Source organism: Pseudomonas sp. SLFW, assembly GCF_009905615.1.
GTDB lineage: Bacteria > Pseudomonadota > Gammaproteobacteria > Pseudomonadales > Pseudomonadaceae > Aquipseudomonas > Aquipseudomonas bambusae.
This window is the reverse complement of record NZ_JAAAKW010000035.1, coordinates 1-12,842: the sequence shown is the minus strand read 5'-3', so window position 1 is coordinate 12,842 and position 12,842 is coordinate 1. Positions and strand designations below refer to the sequence as shown.

Below are 12,842 nucleotides of genomic sequence, written 5' to 3'. Positions count from 1 at the left end.
TGAAGGCGGAGCGGCCTTGCTGGACCGCCCCGCCGTCACAACAGACCCGTCAGCGCTCGACAGGTTCGATCGACAGCGTGACCAATCCCAGGCCGAGTTTGCGATCATCTGACGACATGCCCATTTGTGCCGGGCTGGTAGGGGCCGGAACGTCGATTCTGATACTGGTGGCGCGCAGCGTGTTATCGATGTCGAAGACCAGATCGGCGGCCTGATCCGTGAGGGTGAACGCCTTCTGGCTTTCGCCTGCGTGCAGAATGAAGTCCTTGCCGATGTTGGGTCCAAAGGCGCTGGCTTTCAGGTGCAGCCGGAATTTTTCCGGAAGGGGTCTGGCGAAATCCAGACTCACACTGTCTCCAACCGACCACGCCCCCCACACCTCAGGTGTCCACAGTCCGCTAACGCGGGTGACGACGCGTGGAGAAACCGGGAAACGGAAGTCCAGATTGCGGCCATCCTCGATGTTGGTGAGGGTGAAGCCCGGCATGATGATCTGCGGCCTGCCATTGGCGTAAGGCACGTACTGGCCGATGGAGAGTACCCAGTTCTTGTGGGCGGGTAGACCCTTGAAGTCGTAATGGTTGTCCTCAGTGACTTCAACGTGAGTGATGTCGGCGCTGTCCATGTAGAACGTCGCCTTGAGCATCCCGCCCATGTCGCTGCCAATGACCACCACATGCTTGCGCTCCTCGGCATTGAGGTATTCGCGTGCGAATGTGCCCGCTTGGTCGTATACATCAGGGGTTTTGTGAATGCGCTGTTCCTTGGTGATCCACGTATTGGACGTCAGGACGGTGACCGGCATGACGCCATAGATGAACAGGGCCGCGCCGAGCCGTGGCGACCAGGCCCATGCGCCCAATGCGATCAGCCCAGAAATGCTGAGCACATAGAACGTCAACGGTTGAACAGTCAGGCCAAAGATTTCCGGTCCATCGATGAAATGGGGCTTGAACGGCTCCATGTGCGTGGCAATGCCGTACAGCGTTGGCAATGCGATCACGACCGCAAGCGCAAGGCGCCATTTCCCGGCAGTGGCGGTGGCGGTGGTAGCCAGTTGCGATGCGACCACGATCCACAGCAGCGGGAACATAAAGTCGTAATACCGCATGTGCAGGCGAGTGATGGACTCGAAGACGCTGGAGTTGACGACCGACGCCGAAAACAGCGCCACGACCGGCAGCAGGTTCGCGAGTAAAAGAACAGCAAGAATGGACAAGCGTCTGGCAGCGTCGGGGCATTCGCGGGTTCGCAGCGATGAAAACCCTCGTTGCAAGCCGATCGCCACCGGCAGGGCCATGAGCAGACACACCGACAGCACGTGGCCACGAAGGCTGATCAGCGCCAGTTGGACCAGCTCGATGACACGGTCCAGCCCCGTGGTCGTGGTGGAGGCAATGCGATTGTAGGACGGGCCGAAGAAGGTGAGTCCCGCTGGCCCTGCGATGAGAAGGCTGAAGGCGAATTTGGCGATGAGGCCGGCGATCAGGAACGCTGCGATGTTTCGAACTGCCGAAACGGGGCGCTCAGTGGTGCGCGTCGAGAGGTAGCCGATATAAATCAGCAAGGCGGGCACGAACAGCATGGAATGCGGTTTGACCAGCGCCGTGCAGCCGAGGATGAAACCGGCGATGCCCCAGTCTGTCCAGCGCTCGGCCACGGCGCGCGTCAGGCACCAGGCAAACACCCAGAATCCGAAGAAGTACATGGCTTCCGGCATGAAATGGGCGGTGTAAGCATTGATGGGTGCCGCCATCGCGCACAGGGTAATCAGCAGCGAAGGCACGAATGATGCGACACGGCGCGCAACCCAGTAGATGAACGGGGCAGAGGCGACGAAAAACAGTGCGTTGAGAATGCGCGCGCAGCCGAGGAAGTCCGTTCCACAGTGGCTCGTCAGCCGATAGATGGCGAGATACAGATAGCCGGGAATCAGCGATTCAGACAGCGGCTGCAGCCGGGCGTAACGGCTGTAGGTGTATTCGTCGCCGAAGACGAACGGGTACAGGCCACTGTTTTTAACAAGAAGGGCGAGGAAGGCTAAGGCGATTACAGCGAGTAGTGCGTAAGCGTTTCTGTTCTGTTGCGTGAGGCGGGTCATACACCAAAGTCCATTGTTTGCCATTCCTGAACGTCGAGCTTTCTGTAGCCTGGCCGGGCTCAGGTCGACTTTCGCTGGCGCTGGACGGGAAGTGTCCGAACGCCATTAAAAAACCCGAGATGGTATCAGGCCGGGCTGACTAATTCAGTGTTGGAAACAATTTTTCAGTTGGACGGACGGCATCGAAAGAGACCGTCGCGCCGCAACCTCGGATCAACTCAACCAGATGCCCGCGTCCAGCGCGGCTTTAGTGTTGTTCAGGTTTTCCTGACTTTCCGAGAAAGACACCAGCACTTCATTGGCTTTCATGCCGTTGGCCATCTGGGTGTTCCAGTACTGATAGCCCGCGTCATCGGCGGTGCGGTGCAGCACGTGCAGGTAGTAATTGTTGATGATCGAGTTCTGATCCTGCCCCGGGTTCAAGGTCTTGAACTCGGCACTGTTGACGAAACTCTGCGCGATCTGGCCGATGTTCTGGCCCTGATCCATCTCCGCGATCCAGTACTTCAGGCCAGCGGTGTCAGGCGTGCGGTCGAACGCGGCCTGATACAGACGGTACGCTGAACCCGCGTTCTGACCTGCCTGAACATCAAGGGCCAGCGAGCTGCCGTCGCCGAATTCAAGGCGTTCGATGTTGGTCAGGGTGTCGATCTTTCCGGGGGTGATCACGGTGTGGCCGGTGGACGTGGCCTTGATCACGGCCGTGGATTTGCCGGTGTCGTACCAGACGGTGTCGATCCCGCCATTGCCATTGAGGGTGTCGTTGCCGGTGTAACCGTAGAAGTCATCGTTTCCGTTCGAGCCGATGAAGGTGTCGTTGCCCTTCAGTACCAGCGCACCGATGGCTACGTCGTCACCCGTCAGAGCGTAGTTGAGCAGCGTGTTGTAGTGGGTGCTGAGGCCCGTGACGCTGAACACCGGTTGTGTGCCTTGCATCCAGTTCAGGCCCGTGAGGGTGCCGCCGGTGACGCCGGACGCGCCATAGGTGAAGCCGAAGCCCGAATAGGTGAGGGTGTGGTAGCCATCGGTCAGTTGGAACACTGACGAAGTGGCGTAGGAAAAGTGGGTGTTGGCGTTGTACCAGTCGTTCAGGTCGTAAACGTTGATCGGCAGGTTGTATGTCACTGTGGTCATGGAGGAGTCCTTCTCCGTCAAATCAAAGCGCCATTATGCAATGGCGGACAGATTTGACGTCAAAGAGCCGACAAAGTGCAATCAGACCAGCCCGGTTTCCTCATCATCAATCAAATTGCTCAACCCACCCAACGCCACACGGGCCCGGTTACGGTCCATCAACTTGGCTTGTGCGGCAGGGGGAAGGTCAGTGATGCGCAGCACGCCCTTGTTGGTGAGCACCTGAATCAAGTCGTCGAGTACCCGAATCATTTCGGCGTCGCTGAGCTTCAAGGCGTTGAGGCTGTTCGCCACTGATTCGTTGGCGAACCAGGCCTGTATCTCATGGTCGTCAGCGGGCAGTGTCGCTGTGGCTTCGGCAAAGCCTGAGGCTTCGACGCGCACCAACTCTCCCTGGGAATTGCGTTGAACGTAAAACATGGTTCGTCCTCGGTAATCCGAAAGCTGACGACCGCCGAAGCGGTCGCCAGGGGTGCTATCAGTGATGGTCGACCTTGATGGTTGCCGCGTCGCCGCCTGCGATCAACGAGTTGATTGTAGTCGACGGTGTGAAGTGAACGCCCTCCAGCTTGATGGTCACGTCCGCATTGGCCAGGCCGCCCGCTGCGTTCAGCTGACCTGTCGAGCTGACAGCCAATTGAGCGGAACCGTCTGCGGCGGTCGTCAACTTCAGGAAGTTGTCGATGGTCGCGTCGGATTCGTTCTGCAGCAGGTCGCGGAGGTCGATGGTGTCTTTCTCCGTCATGCTGAAGTCCTTGATGACGTCGATACCGCCGTTGGTGTTCAGGTCTCCCTGTTTCCAGACGAAGGTGTCAGCACCCGCACCGCCTACCAGAATGTCGTTGCCCTTACCGCCGGTCAGGGTGTCGTTGCCACCTTGGCCGAACAGGATGTCATCGCCATCGCCACCCAAGAGCTTGTCGTTACCATCTGGCAGGCCCGTGGTGTTCGACGTCTTGGTCATCGTGGCGACGTCATCGACATGGCTGGTCACGAACTGGTGCAACTGCTGCGGGGTCATGGTTGTGGCATCGACGTTGCCCAGTGTGTCGGCAGCGAATGCCTTCAATGCCGAGACACCTTGCGACGCGGTGCCTGCCTTCGAGGTGTAATCGATCAGGTCGCCGAACAGGATGTCGTTGCCAGCACCGCCGTTCACCGTGTCATCACCTGGGCCGAGCAATGTTTCTTTGCTGACGATGGAATCGGTCAGCTTGCTCACGTCGATGTTGGACTGCGAATGCGCGTTGCTGTCGTAGGTGTCCAGCACGGTATTGGTTACGGGCTTATCGGCGGTGTTGTTCAGGCCGATGGCTTCGATCGCCGTGTGTGCGTTATCCCGCAGCGACGCAAAGGCGTCATGCGATTCGTTATTGATCAGCGTCGTTTGGGCGGCCGAATTGGTCGTCTCATTCCCTGTCCCTGTGAGGGGGGTGTACACGTTAGAGCCGGAGCTGTCGTCTACCACCCCAACGAATGTAGCGCTCCATTTGCCGCCTTTGCTTTCCACCCATTGATAGACGTTACCGGCAGCGGTGATGATGGTCATACCGGAGGCGCTGAGGTTGGAGCCCTTGTGCCAATTGCTGAGTTGCTGATCGAGTGTTACGTCCTTGCTGGAACTGTCGCGGAAATCAACCAGAATCGGATGCTGCGCGGTGTTATCCACGCTGTAAGTCGGCACACCATCGGTAATGAAGTACGTCAGGTTCTGAGCGTTGGTGTTGCCTGTGGCGGCAGAGCTGGTGAACCATTTCTCGGTCGCGTTGAACACCGCTTCATAGTTGGTACCGCCACCGGTGGTCATGCTGTCAAGGAAGGCGGTTTTGAGGTTGTCCAGGTTGTAGGTCTTCAGGTCCAAGGTGAAGGTCTTGTGTACGGTGGTGTCGAAGTCGACCAGGAACACCTGCACCGTGCCCGCTTGAACGGAGCCAGCAGCTGTCTTGAGTTGAGTCAACGCCGCGGTCAGCTGGGTTTTCATCTGATCCAGGATGGCGCTCATGCTGCCCGAACTGTCCAGCATGAACGCGATGTTGTAGTTCTGACCCGCCACCAGTTTGATCGCGTGTACGTCAGCCACGACGATGTCGTTAGCAGCCGTCCCGTTGAGAGTGTCCGCGCCAGCGAGGCCTTCGGTCGCCGTAAAGTTTCCTGTGGTGACTTTCACCGTGGTGCTCGCGATGTTGCTGTCGGCCTGGCCGTCGTTTGCCACGACGTTGATGGTGCGGGTGGCCACCGTCGTATCCGTGGTGCTGAACGTGATTTTTTTGATCGCGTCCTGGAAGGCATCAAGCGTCGCAGGCGAGCTGGTAGACGTGCTGGTGAGCGTCACGACACCGTTGCTGACGGTCGCGGAGACACCGTTGTTCAACGTCCACACCTTGGAGATGTCCAAGGTGTCGCCCGCTTGTGCATTGGCGATGCTGATCGTCACCTTGCTCAGGGTGGTGTTGTCGGTGTCGGTCAGCTTCACACCAGGTGATGCGGTTGTGTTGCCGATTGGCGCACCGTTGCCACCCAGCACGTAGGTGCTGGTGTAACCGGTCTTGCTCGTACCATCGGACGTGTCCAGGTCGATTACCGGGGCAACGTTCGCTTTCACGGTGATGGTGCTGACGGCGGTATTCGAATTGCCTGCGCCATCGTTGACCACGACGTTGATCGTACGGGTGCCGCCGGTGTTGGTGGTGCTGAAGGTGACTGCTTTGAGCGCGTCCTGGAAGTCGGTAAGCGCACTGCCACCTGCATTTTTGCTGGTCAGCGTGAGGACACCATTGGCGTTGCTGGTGACCGCGATCGAGCTCGGCAGTGCACCGTACGCCAGTGCGTCGCCCGCCAGATAGCCGTTGACAGTGACAGTGGCTGACTGGAGCGTGGTGTTGTCGACGTCGGTGATTCCTACTGCGCTGGCGATGGCCACTGCTTCATGACCCAGGGTGAAGCTGTTGGCATAGCCGGTGGCAAGCGCGCCATCCGCAGTATTCAGGTCCAGCACAGGCGGATCGTTGACCGCCACCACATTGACCGTCACGTACGCCGTATTCGATGTATTGGCACCGTCAGTAATGGTGTAGCTGAACTTCACCAGACCGGAGATATCTTTGGCTGGCGTGAAGATGACGTTGTTCGACGCGTCCACGACCACGGAGCCGACGACTTTTCCGGAGGCGTCAACGACCGACGATGGGGTCGTCAGGTTTTTGCTTCCCTGGAGCGAGTTGATGCTCAGCGTGGTGCTGTCTGGGTCCGTGTCGTTGGCCAGCAGCGTGCTTGCCTTGATGACCAGCGACTGATCTTCAAGCGTGGTCAGCGTGTCGTGAGACGTGGCCGCTGCGCTGGTGCCGAGCACACTGTATGTGCCCACGGTGTTGCCGGTAACCGGTGCTACGGCAACTTGCAGCTTTGCGTAGCCCCCCTGATCCCAATAAACAATCTGGACATCATGGACATCTCCGGTCACAGCGAACCGGAACTCGTTGGTCGCCAGGGACGTGTTGCCGTCGAAGGCCGCTACCTGTTTGCCGTCGATGAGCACGACGTAGCCGTCGTCCGCCGTCACCTTCATCGAGTAGTTGCCGGCCGTCAGCTTCACGCTGCCAGACAGCTCGATGATTGCGTCGCTGGTCGTGGTTTGCGTGGTGCCCGTGGTGTAAACGATCGACGTTTTATCGCTCCCCAGGAACGTCTCAAGATTGCCGCTGCGTCCCAGGTCATCGCCGAACGTGTTGCTCACGTAATTAATCGACGTTGACGTGAACGAGGCATCCGCATTGTGAGTAGCGATGAAATCCATTGCCTGCTTGATGGTGCCCAGGTTCGGGCCATCGAAACCGGCGCCGCTGCCTTGCTTGTAGCCGTAGTAATTGCCCTGCAGGCCCGGGAACGAAGTGCCTTTGTCGTCAACGGCGACCGGCGGCTGGTTGACCACTGTGATGGAGGTGGTCGAACTCGACGTAGCGTTGGACGTACCGGTGCCATCGTTGGCAACCACTGTCACGGTCCGCACCGTGCTGGTGTCCGGGTGGGTGCTGGTGTTGCTGTAGGTGATGCCTTTGAGGGCGTCCTGATAGTTGGCGTAGGTGGTCGACCCGTTACCGGTGAGGGTGATCACGTTGCCTGTTTGGCTGACGGCGATGCCGCCCGCCAGAGGACCTGCGGCGATGCTCAGCTTGTCGCCATCAGCGCTGACAGGGTTGTTCAGGGTCACGGTGACGCTGGCGATCTTGTCGCCATTGGCATCGCTGACCTGCACGCCTGTGTCGGCAATGGAAATGGCGCCGCCTTTCTGCGTGAAGGTGGTGCTGTAGTCGTTGCCTTTATGCGCGTCATCGGTGCCCGGCCCGTTGAGATCGACGACAGGCGCGATGTTAGGCGCGATGGTGATCGTGCTGACGGCAGTGTTAGACGCGTGGTTAAACGGCTGGCCGTCATCGGCGATGACGTTGATGCTGCGCGACGGGCTGCTGGTGTCAGTGGTGCTGAAGGTGATCGCCTGAATCGCTTTCTGGAAGTCGGCCAGAGTAGGCGTCGCTCCAGTGGCGGCGGTCAGGGTGATCGTGCCATTGCTGTACGCGCTGGCCACAACCGTGGACGGCATGTTGGCCGCAACGGCGGTCAGCAGGTCGCCGGTTTGTGGGCCAACGACGCTGACTGTTACCTTGCTCAGTGTTGCGGTGTCAGCGTCAGACAGGCTGACGCTCGACAGTGCCGTGGTGTTGGCGATCGCCACACCCGCGTGGCCTGCCACGTAGTTGCCTGCGTAGCCAGAGCCGTCTTTCGCGGTGTCCAGATCCAGAACCGGCGCATCGTTGACGAGCACCATTTTCACGGTGGTGGTAGCGCTGCCGACAGCGTTCGAGCCGCTGCCGTCGTCGACTTTCACCGTCACGGTACGGTCCGCAGGGCTTGGGTTGTTGCTGGTGTTGCTGAACGTGATGTTTTTGATCGCGTTCTGGACGTCAGCGAGGGTGGTCGCCGTGGTGCCTTTCAAAGTGATCACGTTGGCGACAGAGGTGTCCGCCGTAATGCCACCGCTCAGCGCGCCGAGGTTCAGCGTGTCGCCGTCTTTGGAGACCGGGTTGGTCAGGGTGACGGTCACGGTATAGACCGTGCCGCTGTCCTTGTCGCTGTCGGTCAGGGTCAAAGTGCTGTCGGCAATGGACGTACCAACGGCGCTCTTCTCGGTGAAGCTGGTGACGTAGTTCACGCCATCGTGAGCCGCATCGGTACCAGGGCCGCTAAGGTCGATGACCGGCGCGGCGTTGGCCTTGACCGAAATGACCGAGCTTGCAGTACCGGTGTGCGTACCCGTGCCGCCGTCGTCGACGGTGACTTTCACGGTACGGTCGCCCTTGCTAGTGGTGTCGGTGGTGCTGAAGGTGATGCGCTGAATCGCAGTGGCGTAGTCCGCCTGCGAAGCCGTTCCGGTGAGCTCGATGTGGGTTGCGGTCGATTTGGATGCATCGACTGTGATGCCCGTTGGCAGTGTGCCCACGGTCAGCTTGTCACCGGTTTTGGAACCAGTGCTGATGTCGATCACGGCGCCTTTGATGGTGGTGCCATCCGGATCGGTGATCAGCGTGGTCGGTGCAGCAATCGCAACGCCGGTGTGACCCTGGGTTGCAGTGGCGGCGAAGTCATTGCCGTCGGCGGTCGGGCCGTTGAGGTCGATCACTGGAGCATCGTTGACCGGCACCACGTTAACCGTGGTGGTCGCGCTCGACGTCGCCGTTGCAGTGCCCGTGCCGTCATCGACGGTAATGGTGATGGTGCGCGGCGTCGTGTCCGGGTTGGTGCTGGAGTTGCTGTACGTGATGTTTTTGATCGCAGCCTGGTAATCCGCGAAGGTGGTCGCGCTGGTGCCGGTCAGCACGATCTTGCCCGCTGTGCTGGTGTCTGCGGTGATGCCATGCAGACCCGCCAGGCTACCCAGGTTCAGCGAGTCGCTCGTTTTGGCGTTGGTCAGCGTGATCGTCACCGACTTCAGTGTGCTGCCGTCGTGGTCGGTGAGGCTGGTTTGCAAACCAGCAATCGACACCGGGCTGCCTTTTTCGGTGAACGTCGTGCTGTAGTCATGGCCCAGCGTCGTGGTGTCCAGATCCAGTACCGGCGCAGTGTTCACTGGCTGGTGCACGATGACCGAGAGTGTCTTGGACGTCGACGCGTGATCGCCGTTTTCTTTCTCTGTCGACGTCGCTGTGACCGTCAGGTTGAAGTTGGTGGTGCCGACGGTAGGTGTGATGGTCAGGCCCGACAGATTCCAGCCGGTGACATCGACATTACCTTGTGCGTCAGCCGTCGCGCTGTGGGTCGCATCTTTCAGCACTGCGCCCGCAGGCACGCCGCTGATTTTCACGCTCAGCGTTTCAGAACCGTCGGTATCGGTCAGCGCCGGCGTAATGGAAACCAGGGAAATCGCCTTCCCCGCAGTGCCTTCGTTCAGCGCGTAGCCGGTGTAGAAACCTTCAACGGCGTTGCCCTTGACGTTCAGCGCGCTGACGTCGATACCGGCTGCCTGCAAGTCGGCAATCGAGTTGTAAGTCGGCACGCCACTGCTGCCCAGCGGCGTTGCTGCGCCGCCGTTGACCGACATCTGGACTTCGTAGTTGCCCGGGCCGTTCTGGTTGTAGTGGTACAGCTCGAGGGTGTAATAGCCCGACACGCTTGGCGTGTAGGCGCTGCCAATGATCTTGCCCGACTGGACGTTCCAGCTGGCGGTCGCCACGTTGGTGCCACCGACGTTGATCAGCAGGCTGTCATCGCCGTGACCGCTGAAGGTGTAGGACTTGCCCGCTTCGAGGTAGATCAGGCCCGTGGTCAGCGACCCGGTGCCCTGCACGACATTCGTGCTCACGTAGTTGGCAACGGTAGTGGTGCTGTGCGCCAGGCTGCCATTGGAGGCCGCCGCGTCGAACACCGTTTTCAGGTTGGCAGTCGGTTCGCCACCGCCATCGGTGTGCAGACCGCTCAGGTTGCCGACCCAGGTGACTTGCGTCAGACCGGTCGAAGGCAACGTTGGCGCTGCTGTCGCGGCACTGCCTGGCAGGACAGTAGAGCCCAGGTCCAGGGTCGGTGCGTCGGCAATCGGCTTCACGTCGATGTGCAGAGTCGCGTTGCTGCCAGTGACGGCATCTGCGCCCGAACCGAAGACCGGCTTGAACGTCAGCTGTGCGTAATCCGGGCTGATGCCCGACGCGTTGTGCACCGGTACGAACTGCAACAGACCGCCCGTGACGTCAGCCTTGCTGATGGTCAGGCCGTTGCTGCCCAGGTCCGATGCGGTCAGCGTTTGGCCTTTGTAGACCAGCGAGCCTGCGGTGGGCAGCGACGTGATCACAATGCCGGACGCTGGCGAGCCAGACGAGTTGATGCCCAACGAATCCCACGACACGGTTTGCGTGGCGTCTTCGTCGCCGAGGATCGTGCCGCCCGCTGCGCCTTGCACGTTGATAGTGGTGGTCGCCGAGGACGAGTGGTTCAGATCGGCGCCATCGTCCACGAGCACGGTGATGGTGCGCGGCGTGGTCACGGTCGAGGTCGTGCTGAACGTGATGGCGTGGATCGCGTCCTGGAAATCCTTCAGCGTCGGCGTGCCGGTCGCACTGGCGGTCAGCGTGATCACGCCAGCCGAGGTCTCGGTTGCCACCACCCCATTGTTCAGCGCTGCCACTTTGGAGAAGTCCAGCGCGTCACCGGTTTGTGAGCCGTTGAGCGTGACCGTCGCGAACTTCAGCGTCGTGTTGTCCACATCTGTGACGGTGACGGAGGCCGCGGAAATGGCGACGCCTGCCTGACCTTGGGTGACGGTGGTGGTGTAGTCGACGCCGTTCGACGTGCCGACGACGGTGTCTGGACCGTTGAGGTCGATGATCGGAGTGTCGTTGATCTGCACCACATGAATGGTGGTGGTCGAAACCGGTGTGATGGCCGAGATACCCGAGCCGTCATCGAGCTGGACGGTGATGGTGGGGTAGCGATCGACGTGAGCCGGTTCTTCACTGGAGCTGCTGAAGGTGATGGCCTTGATGGCGTCTTCATACGCAGACTTCGGCGCGTCGCCCGACAGGGTCACGACATTGCCGTTCAGAGTGGCCGTCACCCCGTTGCCCAACGCGTTGACCGCCGAGATGTCCAGCTTGTCCAGCGGATCGGCGTTGCTGAGGGTGATCTTGGCACCCTTCAGATTGGCGTCGTCCGCATCGGTGATCTTCAGATCGCCCACGATGGAAATCGCAGGCGCCTGCTCGTTGTACGTCACGGCGTAGTCGTTGCCCGGATGGGCGGCGTCATCGCCATTCAGGTCCGCGACCGGCAGGGCATTGGCCTTGACGGAAATGGTCGTGACGGCTGCAGCGGAGTCGATGATGCCATCGTTCACGACCACATTAATGGTGCGCGTGGTGGTGTCGGTCGACGAAGTGCCGAAGGTGATCGCTTTGATTGCTGCTTCGAAGTCGGCTTGGGACGCTACGGTGCCGTCTTTGGCGGTCAGCACAACTTTGCTTCCGTCAGCGCTGACGCTCGCAACGATGGAGGAAGGCAAGGTGCCCGCCGCCAGCGCGTCGCCAGTGATGTGCGTGCCGCCGATGCTGATGGTCGCGGACTTGAGGTCTGAACTGTCGGAGTCAGCGATCTTCAGGTCGGTATCGGCGATAGCAACTGGGCCAGTGTGACCCAGGGTCAGGCTGGTGTTGTAACCGGAGCCGGTTGCACCGCTGGAGTCATTGCCGTCCAGATCAATCGTCGGTGTGACGTTGGCAACCACAGTCACTGTAGTAGTGGCTGGAGCGGAGTCGACGATGCCGTCGTTGATCACAACATTGATCGTGCGGGGGCTGGTATCAGTCGACGAAGTACCGAAAGTGATCGCCTTGATCGCTGTTTCGAAGTCAGCTTGCGATGCCACGGTGCCGTCTTTAGCCGTCAGCACGATGGAGCTGCCGTCTGCGCTGACGGCCGCAACGATGGTGGAAGGCAAGGTGCCTGTCGCCAGCGTGTCACCGGTGATGTGGGTGCCGCCGATGCTGATGGTCGCGGACTTGAGGTCTGGACTGTCGGAGTCGGCGATCTTCAGGTCGGTGTCGGCGATAGCAACTGGGCCAGTGTGACCCAGGGTCAGACTGGTGTTGTAGCCGGAACCGGTTGCGCCGCTGGAGTCGTTGCCGTCGAGGTCGATGGTCGGAACCACATTTGGCGAGACGCTGATCGTGGTAACAGCAGGCGCCGAATCAACGATGCCATCGTTGATTACGACGTTGATCGTGCGAGTGCTGGTATCGGTCGACGAAGTACCGAAAGTGATCGCCTTGATCGCTGTTTCGAAGTCAGCTTGCGATGCCACGGTGCCGTCTTTGGCGGTCAGGACAATCCTGCTGCCGTCTGCGCTTACGGCCGCAACGATAGTGGAAGGCAAGGTGCCGGCCGCCAGCGCGTCGCCCGTGATGTGCGTGCCGCCGATGCTGATGGTTGCGGACTTCAGGTCTGGACTGTCGGAGTCGGCGATTTTCAGGTCGGTGTCGGCGATAGCAACTGGGCCAGTGTGACCCAGGGTCAGGCTGGTGGTGTAGCCAGTGCCTGTCGCACCGCTGGAATCGTTGGCATCCAGGTC

At 60.1% G+C, this 12,842-nt stretch carries 4 protein-coding genes; all 4 read right to left on the bottom strand.

The window, feature by feature from the left end; translation table 11 throughout:
- Window positions 1–49 precede the first annotated feature (49 nt).
- Window positions 50–2,101 (bottom strand): glycosyltransferase family 39 protein, encoded by a 2,052-nt coding sequence (locus GVN17_RS28465; RefSeq protein WP_166598604.1) that lies wholly within the window; start codon window positions 2,099–2,101, stop codon window positions 50–52.
- Window positions 2,102–2,314: 213 nt separating this feature from the next.
- Window positions 2,315–3,235: a DUF4214 domain-containing protein gene (locus tag GVN17_RS28460; protein WP_166598603.1), complete on the bottom strand. Its 921-nt coding sequence runs from the start codon at window positions 3,233–3,235 to the stop codon at window positions 2,315–2,317.
- An 81-nt stretch (window positions 3,236–3,316) separates the two neighbouring features.
- Window positions 3,317–3,655 (bottom strand): tryptophan synthase subunit beta, encoded by a 339-nt coding sequence (locus tag GVN17_RS28455; RefSeq protein ID WP_166598602.1) that lies wholly within the window; start codon window positions 3,653–3,655, stop codon window positions 3,317–3,319.
- Between the two features lie 58 nt (window positions 3,656–3,713).
- Window positions 3,714–12,842, bottom strand: a 9,129-nt coding sequence (locus GVN17_RS28450; protein ID WP_166598601.1) for a type I secretion C-terminal target domain-containing protein, incomplete at its 5' end; no start/stop codon positions are given.